Genomic DNA, 22,264 nt, shown 5'->3' with positions numbered 1-22,264 from the left:
TGCCGTGCCCGGGGCCGACGGGGAAACCTGCCGCACCCGCTGGGCGTCAGCGTGCCGCCGCCTCCGGACGAGCCGGGGACTCCGGACTCCGCTCCTCCCCGGGGAAGGGCTCGGACAGGCCGGTCTCCCCCCGGTGCAGGGTCGGGCCGCAGTCCCGCAGCGGGGACACCCCGGCCCGCTGTTCCACCCAGGCCGCCGACCGGTCGGCGTAGTCGCGCAGTTCGGCGAGCAACTCCGGCGTGGGCACCGCTGACTTGCGTACCCAGTCACCGTGGGGTTCGCCCTGGTAGATGTCGAAGTGGATGGGGTAGTAGTCGCGTTCGAGCCTCGGGTCCCACCCGATGCCGGTCCCGCTGCTCCACGGTTCCCGCACGTGGACGAACGTCGGCTTGGCCACCGTGTAGACGTACTCCACCTGCGCCCTGCGGTCGCCCTCCCTGGCCATCTCGGCGAACTCCGCGTGCGTCAGACCCGCCATGTCGACCAGTTCGAGCCTGCTCGTGAGGGCGGAGCCGCCGAGGTCCGGGATCAGCAGCGACGCCTTCTCGAGCCCGAGGATGTCGGCATAGCCGTTGAACACCCTGCCGAACCGGTCGGCGACGTAGCAGGCGGAGATGTTGGGTTGCGCCTGGAACTCCTCGGACGCCTCGGCGAAAACGGCTCCGGTCGGCAGCAACGTCGCGACCAGCCCGGCGGTCAGCCACGCACGCGCCCGTACGCTCGCCGAGCGCAACACCTCGACGGCCGCCAGCGTCGCGGCGAGCGTCCCGAGCACCCACACCGGAGTGGCGAACCGGTACTGCTCCATCCAGTCCGGTTCCAGCACGGCGTAGGCGATCACCGCGAGGCCCAGCGGGGCGAGCACGGCCAGCAGGCCCGGCCGCCACCACGGGGCCCTCGCGAGCGCGATGGCGATCACCGCCATGACGAACAGGACCGCCAGCGCGCCGAGGTAGGAGACGAGTTCACCCGGCCGGGCCATGTCCTCCAGGGTGGGCAGGTCCTGCGCCTTCGCCACGGACGGCATGGACAGCCACTGCCCGAAGGTCGCGTACCGCCAGCCGAAGTAGGCGCCGACGGGAAGGGCGAAGGCCACCGTCGACTCCACGCAGCGCCGCACGCTCATCGGGAACGTGGCGCGCCGCAGCTGCGTCAACAGCACGAGCGGGTAGGTGCCCGCGTAGATCAGACCCTCCGGCCGGGTCAGGGCGGCGAGCGCTGCGAGCCCACCGGCCGCCAGCGCCACCTTCGTCGTGAGCAGCCGGTTGTCCAGGACGGCGCAGAACAGCAACACCGCCTGGCCGACCAGCAGCAGCGCGTACAGCGGGTTCTCCAGGCCCGAGAAGGCCCAGATCACGAACGAGGGGATCGCGGCGAGCACGGCTCCGGTGGCGAGTGGCACGACCCACGCCAGAGTGGAGAACACCTTGCGTGCGGCCACGTAGCTCAGTGTGAGGATGCCCGCGCAGCACAGCAGGGCCAGCGCCTTGGGGAACAGCACGTAGTCGGGAACGCCGAACAGCGTGCCGTTGTCGAACAGGCCGGTGAACCTGCCGAGGACCAGCAGGAGCAACCAGGTCGGATTGGAGTAGCCCTCCACCGGCGGGGCGCCGGGTTGGACGACGGGCCCGAGTCCCTCGGCGAAGCTGCGGGCGTACGCGAACGTGATGGCCGCGTCGTCGATCAACCAGTTGCCGTACAGCGACGCGTGGACGCCGATCAGCGCGGTGCCCGCGGACACCGAGGCGATGGGGGCGAAACGAGCGCGTCGAGCGGGCCCCGGGTGAGGGGTTGCGCCGTCCCCCGGCTGTGGTTCGTGGACGGTCCGCACGTCCCCCACCGAGGCGAGTGTCATGGCATCACTGTAGAGAGCGGCCCGATCGCCCCACGTTCGGGCCATGCGCACCCGGTGATCGTGGGCACGCGGTGTCACCCTGCTTCGCGGCCACCCGTCCCGGTTAGGCTGGTTCGCATGTCCGTCGCGGTGAGAGTCATTCCCTGTCTCGACGTCGACGCGGGTCGGGTGGTCAAGGGCGTCAACTTCGCCGATCTGCGGGACGCCGGCGATCCCGTCGAACTCGCCCGCCTCTACGACTCCGAGGGCGCCGACGAGCTGACGTTTTTGGACGTCACCGCGTCGTCGGGCAACCGCCAGACCACGTTCGACGTCGTGCGCAAGACGGCGGAGCAGGTGTTCATCCCGCTCACCGTGGGCGGTGGTGTGCGCAGCACGGACGACGTGGACCGGTTGTTGCGGGCCGGTGCCGACAAGGTGAGCATCAACACGGCCGCCATCGCGAGACCGGAGTTGCTGCGCGAGGCGTCCCGCCGGTTCGGCGCCCAGTGCGTGGTGCTGTCGGTGGACGCCCGGCGCGTGCCCGAGGGCGGCACGCCGACCCCGTCCGGCTTCGAGGTCACCACCCACGGCGGGCGGCGCGGCACCGGTATCGACGCCGTGGAGTGGGCCGCGCGCGCCGAGGAGTTGGGGGTCGGCGAGATCCTGCTCAACTCGATGGACGCCGACGGCACGAAGCAGGGGTTCGACCTGGAGCTGATCGGACTCGTCCGGGCCGCCGTCCGGGTGCCGCTCATCGCGAGCGGCGGAGCCGGCGCGGTCGACCACTTCCTTCCCGCCGTGCGTGCGGGGGCGAACGCGGTGCTGGCCGCGAGCGTCTTCCACTTCGGGGAGATGAAGATCGGCGATGTGAAGGCGGCGCTGCGCGAGGGGGGTGTCGAGGTCCGGTGAGCGAACCCGAGGGGCTCGACCCGGAGCTCGCGCGGCGGCTCAAGCGCAACGCCGACGGACTCGTGTGCGCGGTGGTGGTGGAGCACTCCACCTCGCGGGTGCTGATGGTGGCGTGGATGGACGACGAGGCGCTGCACCGCACTCTCACCACGCGCAGGGCGACGTACTTCTCCCGCAGCCGTGGCAGGTTGTGGGTCAAGGGAGAGACGTCCGGCCACACGCAGTACGTCCGCGAGGTGCGGCTCGACTGCGACGCCGACACGTTGCTGGTACGGGTCGACCAGACCGGCCCCGCCTGCCACACCGGCTCCCACACGTGCTTCGACGGTGACGAGCGGGTGCTGCTCGCCGACCGGTAGGTCAGCTCCCGGCCTGCCCGAGGTCACCGGTGAGGTAGCGCTGGAGGGTGGGCGCGACCGTGGTCACGAGCGCCTCGACGTCGGCAGAGGCGACCGGTTCGACCTCGGCCACGTAGCGGGCCATGCCGAGGCCCAGGATCTGCGTGGCGCACAGCGCCGCCCGCAGGTCCGGCTGATCACTTCCCGCCGCCGACGTGATCGCGGGGAGGAGCTTTCCCAGCAGGACCTCCCTGAGGACGTCCAGTGCCTCCCCGTGGGTCGTGAGGCTGCGCACCAACGCGACGAACACGCTGCCGCCCGCGCCGTCCCACGTGGTGACGAACCGGCGCACGATGTTCTCGCCGAGCCGCTCCGGTCCGTCGGCCGTCACGTCCTCGACGATCTCCCGGACGTCGAACGGCACGTGCAACACCGCCTGGGCGAACAGTCCGTCCTTGCCGCCGAACCAGTGGTTCACCATCGCCGCGTCCACGCCCGCCCTGGTGGCGATGGCCCGGACGGTCGCGTGGTGGTAGCCGCTCTCGGCGAACACCTCGCGGGCGGCGGCGAGCAGTGCTGCCCTGGTGTCCTCGCCCGCCGGTCGCCTGCCCCGCCTGCGAGCGGTCCTCCGCCCGGCCGGGTTCTCCTTCGCGGTCGCCATGTCGACCATGATGCCGCACGAACGGATCACTATTTCCACTGGTGTTGAAATCACCCGCTGACGATCCTGTCGCGGGCGGCGGCACAATGAACCCATGGTGACTGCCCAGAACTCCCACACCGCGGCCCGCGGCCTGGGCGAGGTCGGCCCGAGTCGTGACGACTTCCGGGCGCTCGCGCGGGACCGTCGTGTGATCCCCGTGGTGCGGCGGTTGCTCGCCGACGCGGACACGCCCGTGGCGCTGTACCGCAAGCTGGCGGGCGACCGGCCCGGTACGTTCCTGCTGGAGTCGGCCGAGAACGGGCAGTCCTGGTCGCGTTGGTCGTTCGTCGGCGTCGACAGCCGGGCCGCGCTCACCGTCCGTGACGGGAAGGCCGTCTGGACGGGTAAGCCCGTCGCGGGGCTGCCCACCGAGGGCGACCCGCTGACCATCCTGCGCGAGACCCTCCAGAAGCTGCACACCGAGCCGCTGCCCGGTATGCCGCCGTTGACCGGGGGACTCGTGGGCTACATCGGGTACGACGCCGTGCGGTGGCTCGAACGCCTGCCCGAGCTCGCGGAACGCGACCTCGACATCCCAGAGGTGACGATGCTGCTCGCCACCGATCTCGCCGCGTTCGACCACCACGAGGGCACGGTGACGCTCATCGCCAACGCCGTGAACTGGGACGACTCCCCCGAGCGGGTGGACGCGGCCTACGACGACGCCCTGCGGCGGCTGGACGTGATGACCGAGCGGCTGGCCAGTCCCGCGCCCGCCACCAACGCGGTGTTCGAGCGGCCCGCGCCCGAGTTCACCCGGAAGCGCACCAAGGAGGACTTCCACGCGGCCGTGCACAAGGCCGTGGAGGCCATCCACGCCGGTGAGGCGTTCCAGATCGTGCCCTCGCAACGGTTCGAGATGCGCACGGACGCCGACGCGCTCGACGTGTACCGCGTGCTGCGCACCTCCAACCCGAGTCCGTACATGTACCTGCTGCGGCTGGAGGGGTTCGACATCGTGGGCTCCAGCCCCGAGTCGCTCGTCACCGTGCGTGACGGGCGCGCGAGCACCCACCCCATCGCGGGGACGCGGTGGCGTGGTGCGGACCCGGAGGAGGACGCCCAGCTCGCCAAGGACCTCCTGGCCGACGAGAAGGAGCGCGCCGAGCACCTGATGCTCGTGGACCTCGGCCGCAACGATCTCGGCAAGGTGTGCCGCCCCGGCACGGTCCGCGTCGTGGACTCCTTCACCATCGAGCGATACAGCCATGTGATGCACATCGTGTCGACGGTCACCGGGGAGCTGGCGGATGACGCCACCGCGTTCGACGCGGTGCTGGCGTGCTTCCCGGCGGGCACGCTCTCGGGCGCGCCGAAGGTCCGGGCCATGGAACTCATCGAGGAGTTGGAACCCACTCGCCGAGCCCTCTACGGCGGCATCGTCGGCTATCTCGACTTCGCGGGTGACGCCGACACCGCCATCGCCATCCGCACCGCGCTGATGCGGGACGGTGTGGCCTACGTCCAGGCGGGTGGGGGTGTGGTCGCGGACTCCGACGCGGACTACGAGGACAACGAGTCGCTCAACAAGGCGAGGACCGTGCTGTCGGCCGTGGCCGCGGCCGACACGATGGCCCCCGCGAAGGCGGCCGATCCTGGTGCCTGACTCCGACAAGCGTCCACTGTGGATCGCCGTGGCGGCGTTGGCGCTGGCCGCCGTGGCGCTGTGGGGGGCCTCGTCGCTGACGTGGATCGACGTACCTCCGGGCACCGTCGTCGGCGGCGAGCTGCGCGAGGAGCTGTCGGGCGGCGACCTGGTGGCGTGGCCCGTTCCGCTGGCGCTGCTGGCCCTGGCCGCCGTCGCCGCGACGCTGGCGCTGCGCGGCGTCGCCCGGCGCGTGCTGGGCGCAGTGCTTCTCGCTGTGGCCGTGTGGGTGGCGGTGCTCGTGCTGGGCGGTTCGGCCTACGACGTGGACCTGTCCACGCGGGCACCCGGCTACGACACGATTCCCGGCGAGCCGACGAGGACGTGGACGGGCCCCGCCGCGGCACTCGCGGCGGCGGCGCTGTACGCGGTCGCGGGGGCCGTGCTCGCGTGGCGAGGGCACCGCATGCCCCGGATGGGCGCGAAGTACTCCGCACCGGGTGACAGGAAGGGGCGCGTGCGGTCCGGAAATCCCGACGCGGACCTGTGGAACGCGTTGTCGGAGGGCGAGGACCCCACGACACGCGATCGTTGACTCGGTGTTTATGCCTGGCGGACAAGGCGAACACGACCCCAGGCCGATGCGCGACACCGCGCGGGTTAGCATCGAATCGGCGGGAAGGGGAAGGTTTTTGTGAGCCACCTTGCGAGTGAATCAACAGGTTTCGTGACTCCCGGTGGGGCCGCCCGGTGAGCGTTCTGGAAGACATCATCGCTGACGTGCGGGCCGATCTCGCCGAGCGCGAGGCGGCGCTGCCGTTCGACGAACTCAAGCGCCGTGCCGCAGCGGCACCCGAGCCCAGGGACGCCATGGCGGCTCTGCGCGAGTCCGGCATCGCCGTGATCGCGGAAGTCAAGCGCCGCAGCCCCTCCAAGGGCGATCTGGCAGCGATCCCCGACCCGGCGTCGCTGGCGAAGGACTACGAGGACGCGGGCGCGCGGGTGATCAGTGTGCTCACCGAGCGTCATCGTTTCGGCGGCTCGCTGGCCGACCTCGACGCGGTTCGGGCCGCGGTCGATGTTCCCTTGCTGCGCAAGGACTTCATCGTCAGCCCGTACCAGGTTCACGAAGCACGACTACACGGCGCCGACCTGGTGCTGCTGATCGTGGCCGCGCTGGAGCAGAACGCCCTCGTGGCGCTGCTCGACCGGGTCGAGTCCCTCGGGATGACGGCGCTGGTGGAGGTGCACAACGCGGAGGAGGCCGACCGCGCGCTGGAGGCCGGCGCGTCGGTCATCGGCATCAACGCGCGCAACCTGCACACGCTGGAGGTGGACCGGGACGTGTTCGGCAGGCTGGCGCCCGGGCTGCCCATGGACGTCTACAAGGTCGCGGAGTCCGGCGTGCGCGGGCCCGGTGACCTCATGGCCTACGCGGGGCACGGTGCCGACGCGGTCCTCGTCGGGGAGGGGCTGGTCTCGACCGACGACCCGAAGGGTGCCCTCGTGAAACTCGTGACGGCGGGGTCTCACCCGGCCTGCCCGAGGCCGAGTCGATGACGGGAGCGGACACCGTGAACACGGACCAGGCGGCAGGCGCGCACGACCCCGACGAGCGCGGGCACTTCGGCCCGTACGGGGGTCGCTATCTGCCCGAGGCGCTGATGGGCGCGTTGGACGAACTGGCGGCCGAGTACGACAAGGCGCGGTCGGACCCCGAGTTCACGCGGGAGTTCGACCGGCTTCTCTCCGGGTACGCGGGCAGGCCGTCGCTGCTCACGGAGGCGCCGCGGTTCGCCGAGCACGCCGGTGGGGCTCGCATCTTCCTCAAACGTGAGGACCTCAACCACACCGGTTCGCACAAGATCAACAATGTGCTGGGTCAGGCACTGCTCACCAAGCGCATGGGCAAGACCCGCGTGATCGCCGAGACGGGGGCGGGGCAACACGGGGTGGCGACGGCCACGGCGTGTGCGCTGCTCGACCTCGACTGCGTGGTCTACATGGGCGAGGTGGACACGCAACGGCAGGCGCTCAACGTGGCCCGGATGCGGTTGCTCGGCGCCGAGGTGGTGCCGGTGCGGACCGGCTCGCGGACGCTGAAGGACGCCATCAACGAGGCGCTCCGCGACTGGGTGACCAATGTGGACACCACCCACTACCTGCTGGGCACGGCGGCCGGTGCGCACCCGTTCCCGCTCATGGTGCGCAACTTCCACCGGGTCATCGGCGAGGAGACGCGCAGGCAGATCCTCGAACTGACGGGCAGGTTGCCGGACGCCGTAGCCGCGTGCGTGGGTGGCGGCTCGAACGCCATCGGCATCTTCCACGGCTTCCTCGACGACCCCGAGGTCCGGCTGGTGGGCCTGGAACCGGGCGGGAAGGGTCTCGACTCCGGCGAACACGGCGCGACGCTCACGCGGGGCACGCCCGGAACGCTGCACGGCGCGTTGTCCTACCTGCTGCAGGACGAGGACGGCCAGACCACCGAGGCGTACTCCATCTCGGCGGGTCTGGACTACCCGGGCGTCGGCCCCGAGCACTCGTGGCTGAAGGACAGCGGCCGGGCCGAGTACCAGGCCGTCACCGACGCCGAGGCGATGGACGCGTTCCGGTTGCTGTCCCGGACCGAGGGCATCATCCCGGCGATCGAGTCGGCGCACGCGCTCGCGGGCGCCCTTCGGCTCGGCCGGGAACTCGGTCCCGAGGCGCACATCGTGGTCAGCCTCTCGGGCCGGGGTGACAAGGACGTGGACACCGCCGCCCGGTACTTCAACCTCGTGGAGGACGTGTGAGCAGGCTGGCCGAGCTGTTCGACAGCACAAGGGCGGATCGGCGGGCCGCGCTGGTGGCGTACCTGCCCGCCGGGTACCCGACCGTGGAGGGCTCGAAGGAGCTGATCGCCGCCACCGTCGACGCCGGAGCGGACCTCGTCGAGGTCGGTGTTCCGTACTCCGACCCGGTGATGGACGGCCCGACCATCCAGGGGGCCGCCGACGCGGCGCTGCGCAACGGCTTCAAACTCAGGCACCTGTTCGAGGTCGTGGAGTCGGTCGCCTCGCGCGGCGGCAGGGCCGTCGTGATGACGTACTACAACCCGGTGCACCGCTACGGGGTCGACGCCTTCGCCCGCGACCTGGCGTCGGCGGGCGGGCTCGGGCTCATCACCCCCGACCTCACGCCGGACGAGGCGTCGGAGTGGCTGACCGCGTCCACCGAACACGGGCTCGACCGGATCTTTTTGGTGGCGCCGTCGTCGTCCGACGACCGCATCGCGATGACGACGAAGGCCACCACGGGCTTCGTGTACGCGACCGCCGTCATGGGCGTCACGGGCGCGCGCGAGTCGGTGGGCAGTGCCGCCTCGGAGCTGGTACGGCGCACCCGGCGGCACACCGATCTGCCGGTGGGAGTCGGTCTCGGAGTGCGATCCGGTGACCAGGCCGCCGAGGTGGCCTCCTTCGCCGACGCGGTGATCGTGGGTTCCGCCCTGGTCTCGAAGGCCGCGGAGGGGACCGGACCGCTGGCCGAGTTGACGTCGGAGCTCGCCGAGGGGGTTCGCCGACCGGCCCGCTGATCCTCGCCGCGGCCGGGTGGCCTTCACGACGAAGAGGCAACTCGCGGTGGGGCCCGCAGTGGCGTGCGCGGCGTCGCGCTACGGTGACCCTGTGAACACCGCGTCGGCGTACTTCCTCGCGAACATCCCGAGCCCGGACAGGGGCGTCTGGCAGATCGGCCCCTTGTCGTTGCGGGCCTACGCCCTGTGCATCATCGCGGGGATCGTCCTCGCCATCTGGCTGGGCGAGCGCCGGTGGGTGCAGCGCGGCGGCACCAAGGGCACGATCATCGACATCGCGGTGTTCGCGGTGCCGTTCGGTCTGGTCGGTGGGCGGTTGTACCACGTCATCACCGACAACCAGCTGTACTTCGGGGAGGGCAAGGACCCGATCCGGGCGCTCTACGTCTGGGAGGGCGGCCTCGGCATCTGGGGCGCCATCGCCCTGGGTGCGGTGGGTGCGTGGATCGCGTGCCGCCGGAAGGGCATCCCGCTCCCGGCCGTCGCGGACGCGGTGGCCCCCGGAATCGTGATCGCGCAGGCCATCGGCCGCCTCGGCAACTACTTCAACCAGGAACTCTACGGTGGGCCCACCGACCTGCCCTGGGGCCTGGAGATCTACCAGCGGGTCGACCCCGCCACGGGGCTGCCGGACGCGCTCAACGGCGTGGCCGTCACCGACGTGCCCCTGGCGGTCGTGCACCCGACGTTCCTCTACGAGCTGCTGTGGAACCTCGGTGTGGCGCTCCTCGTGTTGTGGGCCGACCGGAGGTTCCGGCTCGGGCACGGGCGTGCGTTCGCGTTGTACGTCGCGGGTTACACGGCCGGCCGGTTCTGGATCGAGCTCATGCGCACCGACCAGGCCAACCACATCCTCGGTCTTCGGGTCAACGTGTGGACGTCGGTGCTGGTCTTCGCCGGTGCGGTGGCTTACCTGGTGATCGCCAGGCGGTTCGGACCGAGGGAGCGGCCGGAGGATCTCGCGACCGGCCCCGACGACGGCGGGGCGGCGGGTGACGGCGACGGCGCCGACGGCGCCGACAGTGCCGAGGACACTGGCGCCGGTGCGGACACCGACACCACGGACCGTGCCGACGGCAGCGGTACCGAGGACACCGGCGGCACCGGACCCGACCGGCGGGGCGGCTCCGGAGGCGGCGGAACGGCGAGTACCGAGGTCGGTTGACACCCCTCCGGCAAGGGGGCACAGAGTCCGGTTCAGCTGGAACGGACCGGAGCCACGACCGGATGTCCGGTCGTGGTGGTGAGCACCTCGACCTGTGCCGAGTAGTGCGTCCGCAGGCGGGCGGCGGTCAGCACTTCGTGGCCCGAGCCCGCCACCGCCACCTCACCGCCGTCGATCAGTAGCAGCGTGTCGGCGTACTGCGCCGCGAACGTGAGGTCGTGCAGCGTGGTGACCACGGTGATGCCGTCCTCGGTGCGGAGCCTGTCGAGCCGTTCCAGCAGGGCCTGGGCGTGGCCGATGTCGAGCCCGGAGGTGGGTTCGTCCAGCAGCAACAACCGGGTCCGCTGGACGAGCACCCTCGCCAGCACCGCGCGTTGTCGTTCCCCGCCGGAGAGCGTGTCGAGCTCGCGTCCCGCGAGCGCGCCGAGGTCGAGCCGGTCGAGTGTCTCCCGCACGATGTCGAGGTCGGCCGCGGTTTCCCTCGCGAGCGGACCCAGGTGGGGCGTGCGCCCGAGCAGCACGTAGTCGGTGACCGTGAGCTTGCCCGGGAGCACCGGACTCTGGGCGGCGTAGCCGACGAGCGTGGCCCGTTGTCGCCGCGTCAACGTGTCGGTGGGCGTGCCGTGCACCGTGATGGAGCCGGCATGGGGCACGAGCCCGGCGATGGCCTTCAACAGGGTGGACTTGCCCGCACCGTTCGGGCCGACGACGGCGAGCCAGCCCCCTTGCTCCAGTGCGACGGAGACGTCGCGTACCACTGGTTCACCGTTGTAGGCGACACCGACGCCGTCGAGTCGCAGGGCCGTCACGAGGCGCGTCCCTTCGTCGTGTGCAGGACGATGGCGAAGAACGGTGCGCCCGCGAACGCGGTCACCACGCCGAGGGGCAGCTCACCCGGCATCACGGTGCGGGCGACGTAGTCGGCGAGGATCAAAAACGCGGCGCCGCCGACGAGGGACAGCGGCACGATCACGCGGTAGCTCGCCCCGGCGAGCAGGCGCACGATGTGGGGAACCACGATGCCGACGAACCCGATCAGTCCGCTCACCGCGACGGCGGCGGCCGTGGCCAGCGACGCCGCGCCGAGCAGAACGAGCCGCAGCAGCCCGGGACGCAGCCCCAGGGACGTGGCCTCCGCGTCGCCGAGGGCGAGGACGTCCAACAGCCGCGCGCACAGGCACAACACCACCGCGGCAGCGGCGACATAGGGCAGGGCCAGCCACACGTCGGTCCAGCCGCTCACGTTGAGCCCGCCGAGCGTCCACGTGTACACCTGCTTGAGCGTGTCGGTGTTGAGCTGCTGCACGAACGTCTGTACAGCGGTCAGGAAGGCGGTCACCGCCACACCCGCGAGCAGCAGCGTCGCGGTGCCGCTTCCACCGGCGGAACGCCCCAGCACCCAGCTCATCCCCACCCCGCCGAGCGCACCGGCGAAGGCGGCCAGCGGCACGGGCCCCACCGGCCAGGTCGTCACGGCGGGAGCCAGCACCATGACGAGGGTGGCGGCCATCCCCGCACCGGCCGCCGCGCCGAGCAGGTACGGGTCGGCCAGCGGGTTCCGGAACACACCCTGGAAGGCGGCGCCGGCGCTCGCGAGAGCGGCACCCACGATGCCGGCGAGCAGCACCCGAGGTACCCGCAGCTCCCAGACGATGGCCGCCTCACGTTCCGACAGCGGTGACGTCGTGCCGGTGACCTGGGCGACGATCTCGGCGAGCACGCGTTGCCACCCCAGCTCACCGGCTCCGACCACCACGGCGAACACGCAGACGGCCAGCAGCCCCGCGAGAGCGAGCAGCACCGTGCCCGGACGGAGCCGGGTGGTGTGCTCGCGCCCGCGGTCGCGCGCGCGTCGCGCCGAGCGTTTCAACACGATCAGGCGGCGGCCTTCGTCACGCCGTCGGCCACGGCGCGGACGAAGTCGACCAGCCTCGGTGTCCACCGCGACGCTGCGTCGTCCTCCAGCTCGATCACCTGGTCCTCCTTCACCGCGGTCAGCGTGTCCCAGCCGGGCCGCTTCGCCACGGTTTCGGCGTTCTGCCCGCAGCACTGCGTGTCGGCCAGGAAGACGAGGTCGGGGTCGGCCGACAGGATCTTCTCCGCCGACAGCTGCGGGTAACCGCCGTGGGCGGACGGGTCGCCCTGGTCGGCGATGTTGGTGAGGCCGAACAGGTCGTACACCTGGCCGATGAAGGTTTCCGAGGTGACGCTGTAGAAGCTCGGGTCGAGTTCGTGGTAGTAGCTCAGGCCCTTGCCCGCGTCGCCCGCGTCGGCGACCAGTTTCTCGATCTCCTGCTTCGTCTGCCGGGCCAGGTCCGCGCCTTCCTTCTCGTGGCCCGTGGCCTCTCCGACGAGCTCGAACTGCGCGTACATCGAGTCGAGCGACGTCGGTGCGGGCAGCACCAGCGTGGGTGTGCCGGTCTTGGCGAGCGCGTCGGCCAGCTTGCCGTCGGTGTCCGACTCCACGACGACGAGGTCGGGGTTGTGTCCGGCGATCTGCTGCGGGTCGGGGCTCAGGCCCGACATCTCCGTGCGCGGAGCGTTCTCCGGGACGGTGGACATCTCGTCGACGGCCACCACCTGGTCGCCGGCCCCGACCGCGTACAGGACCTCGGTCGTCGACGGCGACAGCGACACGATGCGCTCGGGGCGTTCCTCCAGCGTGACGGCGGGCGCGCCTTCGGGCTTCAACTCGACGGGGAAGCCACTGCTGTCGGCCGGGGTCTGAGGAGCGTCCTCCTGGCGCTCGGCGCAGGCGGTGAGGGAGAGCACCAACAGTAGCGGGAGGAGCAGAAACCGTCTGACAGGCAACATCGGACCTCGACTTCTCGGCCGGCGCGTCGGCCGCGCCGAGACCGTCGGGCGGTCGCGGACGCCGCACCTCTGCGCCGGAGGCGGTAATGGCGTCACGTGAACGGTCAGGCGACCTGGCTAGGCCCAGCCGTACGGCTCGTTCACGAGCCGCCACGGACGGTCCATCACAGTTGCGGCACAGCGCCGGATTCCCACCGGACTTCGCTCCCGCCCACGTCGCAGTGACAGTACCAGGCCGAACCGTCGAGTAGACTCGGGTGACCGGCTCGACAACCCACGCGGCGACGGCCGGACGGCGGTCCGGCGACCGGCCGGTACAGCCACAACAAGACACCAGCGCAAAGCCGACGCGGCAACGCTGCCGGATTGTTACGCCACCGGGGCACAACGGCTGATTCAACCCATTTCCAGGACATTTCCCAGGTGTTAAAGTCGCGCTAATCAGCGGGCCATTGTCGTCCCGTGCCCAGCACGAATGAGAGCACGACGACGACGCAGGAGGTCGCTTTGATCTTCTCCGCGATCCCAGAGAAGCAGGGTTTCTACGATCCTGCGGCGGAAAAGGACGCGTGCGGCGTGGCCATGGTCGCCCACGTCAAAGGCTTGCGCTCGCACGATATCGTCACGGACGGTCTCACCGCGCTCACGAATCTCGACCATCGCGGTGCGGCGGGCGCGGAGCCCACGAGTGGTGACGGTGCGGGCATTCTGCTGCAACTTCCGGACGATTTGCTCCGCGCCGATGTGGATTTCGCTCTTCCCGAACCCGACGGACGAGGTAGGCACCGCTACGCGGCGGGCCTCGCCTTCCTCCCCGTGGAGGAGGAGCCGCGGGCGCGGGCGGTGGAAGTCGTGGAGCGCATCGCGGCCGAGGAGAACCTGGTCGTGCTCGGTTGGCGAAAGGTACCGACGGACCCGGATGCCGCCGACATCGGCCCCACTGCCCGGTCGGTGATGCCGCACTGCTCCATGCTGTTCGTCGCGGAGGTCCCGGACGTCGACGGCAACCGTCGCGCCGGCATCGACCTCGACCGGCTCGCGTTCTGCCTGCGCAAGCGTGCCGAGCACGAGAGTGTCGCCGCCGGGTGCGGGGTGTACTTCCCGTCGCTTTCGGCGCGGACCCTCGTCTACAAGGGGATGCTCACGCCCACCCAGCTCCCGCTGTTCTTCCCCGACCTGCGGGACGAGCGGCTGGCCAGCGCCATCGCGCTCGTGCACAGCCGGTTCTCGACCAACACGTTTCCGTCGTGGCCGCTGGCGCACCCGTTCCGGTTCGTCGCGCACAACGGTGAGATCAACACCATCCGGGGCAACCGCAACCGGATGCGGGCGCGGGAGGCGCTTTTGGCCTCCGAGCTCATCCCGGGCGACCTCAGCAGGCTCTACCCCGTGTGTACGCCGGACGGCTCCGACTCGGCCTCGTTCGACGAGGTGTTGGAACTGCTGCACCTCGGTGGCCGGAGCCTGCCGCACGCCGTGCTGATGATGATCCCCGAGGCGTGGGAGAACCACCACACCATGGACCCCGGTCGCCGGGCTTTCTACCGGTTCCACGCCAGTCTCATGGAACCGTGGGACGGCCCGGCGTGCGTGACCTTCACCGACGGGTCGCTGGTCGGCGCGGTGCTCGACCGCAACGGACTGCGACCGGCGCGCTGGTGGCGGACCAAGGACGACCGCATCGTGTTCGCCAGCGAGAGCGGTGTGCTGGACGTGCCGCCGGGTGAGGTCGTCGCCAAGGGCAGGCTCAAGCCGGGCCGCATGTTCTGCGTGGACACCGAGGCCGGCCGGGTCGTCGACGACGACGAGATCAAGTCGGAGCTCGCGGCGCAGGAGCCCTACGACGAGTGGCTGCACGCCGGGTTGTTGTCCCTCGAACGGCTCGCCGAACGCGAGCACGTGACCCAGCCCCACGCCTCCGTGCTGCGTAGACAGATCGTCTTCGGCTACACCGAGGAAGAGCTGAAGATCCTGCTCTCGCCGATGGCTCTCAAGGGTGCCGAGCCCGTGGGGTCGATGGGGTCGGACACCCCGCCGTCGGTGCTGTCGAAGCGGTCCCGGCTGCTGTACGAGTACTTCAAGCAGGGGTTCGCGCAGGTCACCAACCCGCCGCTCGACGCCATCCGCGAGGAACTCGTGACCTCCATGAGCCGGGTGATGGGACCGGAGCAGAACCTGCTCGCACCGGGACCCGCTTCGTGCAGGCACATCCAGCTCGCCTCGCCCGTCATCGACAACGACGAGCTCGCCAAGCTCATCCACGTCAACGACGACGGTGACCTTCCCGGCTTCTCCTGCACCGTCCTTTCGGGGCTGTACGAGGTGGACGGTGGGGGCAGGGCTCTCACCGAGGCGATCGAACGGGTACGGAGGGAGGCTTCGGAGGCCATCGCGGCCGGTGCCCGCATGCTCGTGCTCTCCGACCGCGACTCCGATCACCGGATGGCGCCGATTCCGTCGTTGCTGCTCGTGTCGGCGGTGCACCACCATCTCGTGCGGACCAAGGAGCGCCTGCGGGTCGCGCTCGTGGTGGAGACGGGAGACGCGCGCGAGGTCCACCACGTGGCCCTGTTGCTCGGGTACGGCGCCGCGGCGGTCAACCCGTACCTGGCGTTCGAGTCGATCGAGGACATGCTCGCCCAGGGCTCCATCAGCGGCGTCGAGGCACGCACCGCCGTGCGCAACTACGTCGTGGCGCTCAACAAGGGCGTCTTGAAGATCATGTCGAAGATGGGCATCTCGACCGTCGGCGCCTACACGGGAGCGCAGGTGTTCGAAGCCCTCGGCCTGTCGCAGGACGTCCTCGACGAGTACTTCACCGGCACCGTGTCCACCCTGGACGGGGTGGGGCTGGACGTGCTCGCCGAGGAGGTGGCCGTCCGGCACCGTCGCGCGTACCCGGAGAACCCGGCCGAGCGCGCCCACCGCGGCCTGGAGACGGGCGGCGAGTACGCCTACCGCCGGGAGGGCGAGCTGCACCTGTTCACCCCCGAGACGGTGTTCCTGCTCCAGCACGCGAGCGCGTCACGGCGGCAGGAGGTGTACCGCCGTTACGTCGACGAGGTGAACCGGCTGAACCGCGAGGGCGGTGTCCTGCGGGGGCTGTTCTCCCTCCGAGAGGGTGTGCGAAAGCCCGTGCCGATCGAGGAGGTCGAGTCGGTGGAGTCGATCTGCAGGCGCTTCAACACCGGCGGCATGTCGTACGGCTCGCTCTCGCTGGAAGCACACCAGACGCTCGCCATCGCCATGAACACGATCGGTGGCCGCTCGAACTCCGGGGAGGGCGGCGAGGACCCGGAACGGCTGCACGACCCGCTACGGCGAAGCGCGGTGAAGCAGGTCGCCAGCGGCCGTTTCGGCGTGACGAGCGAGTACCTGGTCAGCGCCGACGACATCCAGATCAAGATGGCGCAGGGCGCCAAGCCCGGTGAGGGCGGGCAGCTGCCGCCGAACAAGGTGTACCCGTGGATCGCCAGGACCCGGCACTCCACGCCGGGAGTCGGGCTGATCTCGCCGCCGCCGCACCACGACATCTACTCGATCGAGGATCTGGCCCAGCTCATTCACGACCTCAAGAACGCGAACGAGCGGGCGCGCGTCCACGTCAAGCTGGTGAGCTCGCTCGGGGTCGGCACGGTGGCGGCGGGCGTGTCGAAGGCCCACGCCGACGTGGTGCTCATTTCCGGTCACGACGGCGGCACGGGTGCCTCGCCGTTGAACTCCCTGAAGCACGCGGGCACGCCGTGGGAGATCGGGTTGGCGCAGACCCAGCAGACCCTGCTGCTGAACGGGCTGCGCGACCGCATCACCGTGCAGGCCGACGGTGGGTTCAAGACCGGCCGCGACGTCATCGTCGCGGCGCTGTTGGGAGCCGAGGAGTACGGCTTCGCCACCGCGCCGCTGGTGGTGGCGGGGTGCGTGATGATGCGGGTGTGTCACCTGGACACGTGCCCGGTGGGGGTCGCGACCCAGAACCCCGCCCTCCGCGAGCGCTACACCGGCCAGGCCGAGCACGTGGTGAACTTCTTCCGGTTCGTGGCGCAGGAGGTGCGGGAGTACCTCGCACGCCTCGGGTTCACCTCGCTCGACGAGGCCATCGGCAGGGCCGATCTGCTCGACGTCGACGACGCGGTGGAGCACTGGAAGGCGAAGGGGCTCGACCTGTCGCCGATCTTCATGGTGCCCACCGACACACCGTACGGCGGTGCGCGCAGGAAGGTGCGCGAGCAGGACCACGGTCTCGACCGGGCGCTCGACCGCACGCTCGTCCAACTCGCGGAGGCGGCGTTGGAGGACGCGCGGCCGGTGCGGCTGGAGCTCCCGGTGCGCAACGTCAACCGCACCGTCGGGACCCTGCTCGGGTCGGAGGTCACCCGCCGTTACGGCAGCGCGGGGCTGCCGGACGACACCGTCCACGTGCGACTCACCGGGTCGGCGGGCCAGTCGCTCGGGGCGTTCCTGCCTCCGGGGGTGACGCTCGACCTGGTGGGGGATGCGAACGACTACGTCGGCAAGGGACTGTCGGGCGGGCGGATCATCGTGCGTCCCGACCCGGAAGCACTGTTCGCGGCCGAGGACCAGGTGATCGCGGGCAACACCCTCGCCTACGGCGCGACGTCGGGCGAGCTCTTCCTGCGGGGGCAGGTCGGGGAGCGGTTCGGTGTGCGCAACTCCGGTGCGCTGTTGGTCGCCGAGGGCGTGGGGGATCACGCGTTCGAGTACATGACGGGTGGCCATGCCGTCGTGCTCGGCGGCACGGGCCGCAACGTGGCCGCGGGCATGTCGGGCGGTATCGCGTACGTGCTGCGACTCGACGAACGTGACCTGAACCCCGCGATGGTCGAGCTGCACGTACCGGACGCGGAGGACCTCGCCTGGCTGCGGAACGTCGTGGAACGGCACCACCGGTTCACCGGTTCACCGGTCGCGGCCTCCCTGCTCGGTGACTGGAGACGGCGGTCCGCGGCGTTCGTGAAGGTGGTGCCCACGGACTACCGCCGGGTCCTGGAGGCGACGAAGGCGGCGAGAGCGCAGGGACGAAACGTCGACGAAGCGATCATGGAGGAGGCAGCGCGTGGCTGAGAATGGTTGGGCAGTCGCGCGTGCCGATCGGGTGCGGGTGTCCCGCAAGACACAGGAGGCAGCGCGTGGCTGAGAATGGTTGGGCAGTCGCGCGTGCCGATCGGGTGCGGGTGTCCCGCAAGACACAGGAGGCGGCGCGTGGCTGATCCCAAGGGTTTCCTGCGGTATGACCGGGTCGATCCGCCCAAGCGCCCGCGCGACGAGCGGGTCGGGGACTGGCGCGAGGTGTACGCCGAACTCGACGTCGGGGAGCGCGATCGCGCGGTACGCACCCAGGCGACGCGTTGCATGGACTGTGGCATCCCGTTCTGCCACTCGGGCAGTGCCGGTTGCCCGCTGGGCAACCTGATCCCGGAGTGGAACGACCTCGTTCGGCAGGACGACTGGGAACGTGCGGCCGAGCGCCTGCATGCCACGAACAACTTCCCGGAGTTCACGGGCAAGTTGTGTCCCGCGCCGTGTGAGGCGGCGTGTGTGCTGGCGATCTCCCCGTCTTCGGGTGGGCCGGTGAGCATCAAGCGCGTCGAGGAGACGATCGCCGAGCACGCGTGGGAGTCGGGACGCCTCCGCGCGCAGCACGCGGCGTTGTCGACGGGCAGGGCGGTCGCGGTGGTGGGCTCGGGTCCCGCCGGGCTGGCGGCGGCGCAGCAGCTCACCCGCGCCGGTCACGAGGTGACCGTGTTCGAGCGGGACGATCGGCTCGGTGGACTGCTTCGCTACGGCATTCCCGAGTTCAAGATGGAGAAGAAGGTTCTCGACCGCAGGCTCGCGCAGTTGCGGGAGGAGGGGACCAGGTTCGTCACGGGTTGCGAGGTCGGTGTCGACGTCACCGTGGAGCAGCTGCGGGAACGGTTCGACGCCGTGGTGCTCGCGGTGGGTGCGCTGCGTGGTCGTGACGACACCTCCACACCGGGCCGGGAGTTGAGGGGCATCCACCTCGCGATGGAACACCTCGTGCCCGCCAACCGGGAGTGCGAGGGTGACGGCTCCACGGCCGTGAGCGCCGAGGGCAAGCACGTCGTGATCATCGGCGGTGGCGACACGGGCGCCGACTGCTACGGCACGGCGATCCGCCAGGGTGCGTTGTCGGTGACGCAGTTGGACCGCTACCCGCAACCACCGTCCACTCGGGACGACGATCGTTCGCCGTGGCCGACATGGCCCTACGTCCTGCGCACGTACCCCGTTCACGAGGAGGCGGGCGAGCGGCGTTTCGCCGTGGCGGTGCAGCGGTTCGTCGGGGACGACGACGGTCGGGTGCGCCAGCTCGAACTCCGCACGGTGGAGGTGCGCAAGGACCCGGAGACCGGCCGTCGTGAGGTCGTTCCGACCAGCGAGGAGGTCGAGCGCATCCCGGCGGACCTGGTGTTGCTCGCCATCGGTTTCGAGGGTGTGGACCGGATGCCGTTGCTCGACGGTCTCGGGCTGTCGTTGACCCGGCGGGGCACGATCTCGTGTGGTGCCGACTGGCAGACGCAGACGCCCGGCGTGTTCGTGTGCGGTGACGCCCACCGGGGCGCGTCGCTGGTGGTGTGGGCCATCGCCGAGGGGCGCTCGGCCGCCAGGGCGGTGGACGAGTACCTGATGGGCGCGTCCGACCTGCCCGCACCGGTTCACCCCACGGCGTTGCCGCTGGCTGTCTGAACCGGCGGGCGTGCCGCGTCCCTCTCTCGGCGGTACCACAATCGAGCGGCATCTCGGATCGTTCCTACCACTCAGTTGGCCAATAACCAACGGCGTGGAGGCACCGAGATGAAGCGAGGGTTGTCGAGGTCTGTCCCCCTGATGGCGGTCGCTCTGGTCGCTTTGGGAATCTCCGTTCCCGCGAGCGCGGAGGCCGACCGAGAAAATCGCCCACTTGACAAGGTGGCCGTCAACGAGATCGCCACTACGGCTGACGTGGTCACCGATTACTGGACACCCGAGCGGATGCGGGCTGCCGTTCCGATGGACCGGTTCGTCACCGTGAGCGCGGCTGACGTGGCCGCCGCGTCGGAGTCGCCGCAGGACGCCACGCGCGGTGAGGCCCGTACCGTCCCGGGTGTGAGTCCCCGGAGCTTCCCGACGTCGGGGGAGCCGTGGGCCGGGGGCGGTGAGGTGGTCGACACCGCGGGCCGGGTGTTCTTCACGTTCAACGGTGATCCCGCGTCGTGCAGCGGCAACGCCGTCACCAGCGACAACCGCAGTGTGGTCATCACAGCGGGTCACTGCGTCAAGTACCAGGGAAGCTGGCACACCAACTGGATCTTCGTGCCCGGCTACGACGACGGGCGGGCGCCGCACGGCGAGTGGGCCGCGCGCCTGACGCTCACGACGCCGCAGTGGGAGCAGAGCGAGGACATGAACCACGACATCGGTGCCGCCGTGGTGGAAACACTTGGCGGAGCCCACCTCACGGACGTGGTGGGAGCGCAGGGCATCGCGTTCAACCAGGAGCGCAACCAGGACATGTACGCGTTCGGTTATCCCGCGGCCGACCCCTACGACGGCAGCACGCTGATCCACTGCAGCGGCACCACGTTCACCGACTTCCTGCTCACTGACGACCACGCGATGAGCTGCGACATGACGGGCGGTTCGAGCGGCGGCCCGTGGTTCCTGGACTTCGACGAGTCCACGGGCACGGGCGTGCAGGCGTCGGTCAACAGCTTCGGCTACACGTTCCTGCCCGGGTACATGTTCGGTCCGTACTTCGGCACCGAGGCGGAGGCACTCTACGACACGGCCCGGACGGCCTGAACCGGCACCGGCCCCGTGGGCACGGGCTGTGACCAGGTGAGGACGTCCCGTGTGGGAGGTGTGAGGCAATCTCACACCTCCCACGGGTCGTGACGTGGTGACCGATTCGTATGCTGGAGGTCGTGAACTGGACTGTCGACGTCCCCATCGATGCCCTGCCCTCGCTGCCCCCGCTGCCCGCCGAGCTGCGCAAGCGCCTGGACGACGCGCTGTCCCGCCCGGCCGCGCAGCAGCCCGAGTGGCCTGATCCCGAGGTGGTCTCCCGCGTCAGGACGGTGCTGGAGAGCGTGCCGCCGATCACGGTCCCGGCCGAGGTGGACCGCCTGCGCGAGCGCCTGGCCATGGTCGCGCGCGGCGAGGCGTTTCTGCTCCAGGGCGGTGACTGCGCGGAGACGTTCGAGTCCAACACCGAGCCCCACATCCGGGCCAACCTGCGAACGTTGCTCCAGATGGCCGTGGTGCTCACCTACGGCGCGAGCCTGCCGGTGGTGAAGGTGGGGCGCATCGCGGGCCAGTACGCCAAACCGCGGTCCAACAGCACCGACGCGCTGGGGCTGCCGGTGTACCGGGGCGACATCGTCAACTCGCTCGCACCGGACCCCGAGCTGCGGGTTCCGGACCCCGGCCGCATGATCCGCGCCTACGCCAACGCGGGCGCCGCGATGAACCTCGTGCGCGCGCTGACCGGTGCGGGGATGGCCGACCTGGCCCAGGTGCACGCCTGGAACAAGGACTTCGTGCGCACCTCGCCCGCCGGTGAGCGGTACGAGGCGCTGGCCTCGGAGATCGACCGTGGCCTGAGGTTCATGGCGGCCTGTGGGGTCACCGACACCTCCCTGCACTCCACCGAGATCTTCGCGAGCCACGAGGCGCTGCTTCTCGACTACGAGCGCGCCATGCTGAGGCTCGACGACCCGAGCGCGGACAACCCGTCGCTCTACAACCTGTCGTCGCACTTCCTGTGGATCGGTGAGCGCACCCGGCAACTCGACGGGGCCCACATCGCGTTCGCGGAACTGCTGGCCAACCCCATCGGCATCAAGATCGGGCCGACCACGACGCCCGAGCAGGCCGTCGAGTACGTCGAGCGCCTCGACCCGAGGAACGAACCCGGCAGGCTCACGCTGATCTCCCGGATGGGCAACGGCAAGGTGCGCGAGGTGCTGCCCGCGATCGTGGAGAAGGTCGAGGCTTCCGGCCACAAGGTCATCTGGCAGTGCGACCCGATGCACGGCAACACGCACGAGTCGTCCAACGGCTACAAGACCCGGCACTTCGACCGCATCGTGGACGAGGTACAGGGCTTCTTCGAGGTGCACCGCAGGCTCGGCAGCTACCCGGGTGGGATCCACGTTGAGCTCACCGGGGAGGACGTCACGGAGTGCCTCGGCGGCGCGCAGGACATCTCCGACCTCGACCTGTCCGGCCGCTACGAGACGGCGTGCGACCCGAGGCTCAACACGCAGCAGTCGCTGGAGCTGGCGTTCCTCGTCGCGGAGATGCTCAGGGCCTGAG

Annotated in this window: 17 protein-coding genes; 12 read left to right on the top strand and 5 right to left on the bottom strand. The window is 70.4% G+C overall.

The genetic code is table 11. The annotated features are described in order from the left end of the window. Positions 1 to 46: 46 nt before the first annotated feature. The gene (locus SACCYDRAFT_RS18055; RefSeq protein ID WP_043536621.1) at positions 47 to 1,855 is read right to left on the bottom strand and encodes a hypothetical protein; all 1,809 of its coding nucleotides are present in this window, start codon (positions 1,853 to 1,855) and stop codon (positions 47 to 49) included. A 117-nt stretch (positions 1,856 to 1,972) separates the two neighbouring features. On the opposite strand from SACCYDRAFT_RS18055, the gene hisF reads away from it, so the two are divergent. Both hisF and hisI read left to right on the top strand, forming a co-directional pair. Further along, entirely contained in the window at positions 1,973 to 2,746 is a 774-nt protein-coding gene (hisF, locus tag SACCYDRAFT_RS18050; RefSeq protein WP_005458387.1) for an imidazole glycerol phosphate synthase subunit HisF, read from the top strand. Next, positions 2,743 to 3,105 carry a phosphoribosyl-AMP cyclohydrolase gene (gene hisI / locus SACCYDRAFT_RS18045; protein WP_005458385.1) on the top strand — a complete coding sequence of 121 codons (363 nt, stop codon included), beginning with the start codon at positions 2,743 to 2,745 and terminating at the stop codon, positions 3,103 to 3,105. The genes hisF and hisI overlap by 4 nt, the downstream gene beginning before the upstream one ends. A 1-nt stretch (position 3,106) precedes the next feature. Here hisI and SACCYDRAFT_RS18040 read toward each other — a convergent pair whose 3' ends face one another. Beyond that, positions 3,107 to 3,745 (bottom strand): TetR/AcrR family transcriptional regulator, encoded by a 639-nt coding sequence (locus SACCYDRAFT_RS18040; RefSeq protein WP_043537388.1) that lies wholly within the window; start codon positions 3,743 to 3,745, stop codon positions 3,107 to 3,109. 94 nt (positions 3,746 to 3,839) lie between these two features. On the opposite strand from SACCYDRAFT_RS18040, the gene SACCYDRAFT_RS18035 reads away from it, so the two are divergent. The 6 genes from SACCYDRAFT_RS18035 to lgt all read left to right on the top strand — a co-directional run bounded on the left by SACCYDRAFT_RS18035 (position 3,840) and on the right by lgt (position 10,114). Then, complete coding sequence (locus SACCYDRAFT_RS18035; protein WP_005458381.1) at positions 3,840 to 5,393, top strand: anthranilate synthase component I; 1,554 nt, start codon at positions 3,840 to 3,842, stop codon at positions 5,391 to 5,393. Next, complete coding sequence (locus SACCYDRAFT_RS18030; RefSeq protein ID WP_005458379.1) at positions 5,386 to 5,967, top strand: Trp biosynthesis-associated membrane protein; 582 nt, start codon at positions 5,386 to 5,388, stop codon at positions 5,965 to 5,967. Before SACCYDRAFT_RS18035 ends, SACCYDRAFT_RS18030 begins: the two co-directional genes overlap by 8 nt. A 155-nt stretch (positions 5,968 to 6,122) precedes the next feature. After that, entirely contained in the window at positions 6,123 to 6,932 is an 810-nt protein-coding gene (gene trpC, locus SACCYDRAFT_RS18025; protein ID WP_005458378.1) for an indole-3-glycerol phosphate synthase TrpC, read from the top strand. Beyond that, the gene (gene trpB / locus SACCYDRAFT_RS18020; RefSeq protein ID WP_005458376.1) at positions 6,929 to 8,167 is read left to right on the top strand and encodes a tryptophan synthase subunit beta; all 1,239 of its coding nucleotides are present in this window, start codon (positions 6,929 to 6,931) and stop codon (positions 8,165 to 8,167) included. The genes trpC and trpB overlap by 4 nt, the downstream gene beginning before the upstream one ends. After that, the gene (gene trpA, locus SACCYDRAFT_RS18015) at positions 8,164 to 8,949 is read left to right on the top strand and encodes a tryptophan synthase subunit alpha (RefSeq protein WP_005458374.1); all 786 of its coding nucleotides are present in this window, start codon (positions 8,164 to 8,166) and stop codon (positions 8,947 to 8,949) included. The genes trpB and trpA overlap by 4 nt, the downstream gene beginning before the upstream one ends. A 91-nt stretch (positions 8,950 to 9,040) precedes the next feature. Further along, complete coding sequence (gene lgt, locus SACCYDRAFT_RS18010; RefSeq protein WP_043537387.1) at positions 9,041 to 10,114, top strand: prolipoprotein diacylglyceryl transferase; 1,074 nt, start codon at positions 9,041 to 9,043, stop codon at positions 10,112 to 10,114. Between the two features lie 32 nt (positions 10,115 to 10,146). Here the strand turns inward: lgt and SACCYDRAFT_RS18005 are convergent, their stop codons facing one another. The 3 genes from SACCYDRAFT_RS18005 to SACCYDRAFT_RS17995 are packed head-to-tail and all read right to left on the bottom strand — an operon-like array spanning position 10,147 to position 12,928. Then, the gene (locus SACCYDRAFT_RS18005) at positions 10,147 to 10,923 is read right to left on the bottom strand and encodes an ABC transporter ATP-binding protein (protein ID WP_005458370.1); all 777 of its coding nucleotides are present in this window, start codon (positions 10,921 to 10,923) and stop codon (positions 10,147 to 10,149) included. Further along, positions 10,920 to 11,987, bottom strand: coding sequence for a FecCD family ABC transporter permease (locus SACCYDRAFT_RS18000; protein ID WP_005458368.1), 1,068 nt, complete (start codon positions 11,985 to 11,987; stop codon positions 10,920 to 10,922). Before SACCYDRAFT_RS18000 ends, SACCYDRAFT_RS18005 begins: the two co-directional genes overlap by 4 nt. 2 nt (positions 11,988 to 11,989) lie before the next feature. Further along, a complete protein-coding gene (locus SACCYDRAFT_RS17995) occupies positions 11,990 to 12,928 on the bottom strand; it encodes an ABC transporter substrate-binding protein (protein WP_005458366.1) in 939 nt (312 codons plus the stop codon). A gap of 507 nt (positions 12,929 to 13,435) precedes the next feature. On the opposite strand from SACCYDRAFT_RS17995, the gene gltB reads away from it, so the two are divergent. From gltB to SACCYDRAFT_RS17975, 4 genes are all read left to right on the top strand, one after another. Then, positions 13,436 to 18,010: a glutamate synthase large subunit gene (gltB, locus tag SACCYDRAFT_RS17990; RefSeq protein WP_005458365.1), complete on the top strand. Its 4,575-nt coding sequence runs from the start codon at positions 13,436 to 13,438 to the stop codon at positions 18,008 to 18,010. Between the two features lie 138 nt (positions 18,011 to 18,148). Beyond that, the gene (locus SACCYDRAFT_RS17985; RefSeq protein WP_005458363.1) at positions 18,149 to 19,654 is read left to right on the top strand and encodes a glutamate synthase subunit beta; all 1,506 of its coding nucleotides are present in this window, start codon (positions 18,149 to 18,151) and stop codon (positions 19,652 to 19,654) included. Positions 19,655 to 19,762: 108 nt separating this feature from the next. After that, positions 19,763 to 20,749, top strand: a complete 987-nt coding sequence (locus SACCYDRAFT_RS17980) for a trypsin-like serine peptidase (protein WP_005458361.1) — start codon at positions 19,763 to 19,765, stop codon at positions 20,747 to 20,749. Between the two features lie 110 nt (positions 20,750 to 20,859). After that, a complete protein-coding gene (locus SACCYDRAFT_RS17975; protein ID WP_005458359.1) occupies positions 20,860 to 22,263 on the top strand; it encodes a class II 3-deoxy-7-phosphoheptulonate synthase in 1,404 nt (467 codons plus the stop codon). Position 22,264 lies beyond the last annotated feature (1 nt).

This window comes from Saccharomonospora cyanea NA-134 (assembly GCF_000244975.1).
Taxonomy (GTDB): Bacteria; Actinomycetota; Actinomycetes; order Mycobacteriales; family Pseudonocardiaceae; genus Saccharomonospora; species Saccharomonospora cyanea.
The sequence above is the reverse complement of the archived record's forward strand: the minus strand, read 5'-3'. Positions and strand labels throughout refer to the sequence as shown.

What these genes read in the sequence shown, in the direction of transcription:
- SACCYDRAFT_RS18040 (WP_043537388.1), bottom strand. Translation starts at nt 3,745, where the DNA reads ATGGCGACCGCGAAGGAGAACCCGGCCGGGCGGAGGACCGCTCGCAGG.
- SACCYDRAFT_RS17975 (WP_005458359.1), top strand. Translation starts at nt 20,860, where the DNA reads ATGCTGGAGGTCGTGAACTGGACTGTCGACGTCCCCATCGATGCCCTG.
- SACCYDRAFT_RS17995 (WP_005458366.1), bottom strand. Translation starts at nt 12,928, where the DNA reads ATGTTGCCTGTCAGACGGTTTCTGCTCCTCCCGCTACTGTTGGTGCTC.
- trpB (WP_005458376.1), top strand. Translation starts at nt 6,929, where the DNA reads ATGACGGGAGCGGACACCGTGAACACGGACCAGGCGGCAGGCGCGCAC.
- SACCYDRAFT_RS18055 (WP_043536621.1), bottom strand. Translation starts at nt 1,855, where the DNA reads ATGACACTCGCCTCGGTGGGGGACGTGCGGACCGTCCACGAACCACAG.
- SACCYDRAFT_RS18035 (WP_005458381.1), top strand. Translation starts at nt 3,840, where the DNA reads ATGGTGACTGCCCAGAACTCCCACACCGCGGCCCGCGGCCTGGGCGAG.
- hisF (WP_005458387.1), top strand. Translation starts at nt 1,973, where the DNA reads ATGTCCGTCGCGGTGAGAGTCATTCCCTGTCTCGACGTCGACGCGGGT.
- SACCYDRAFT_RS17980 (WP_005458361.1), top strand. Translation starts at nt 19,763, where the DNA reads ATGAAGCGAGGGTTGTCGAGGTCTGTCCCCCTGATGGCGGTCGCTCTG.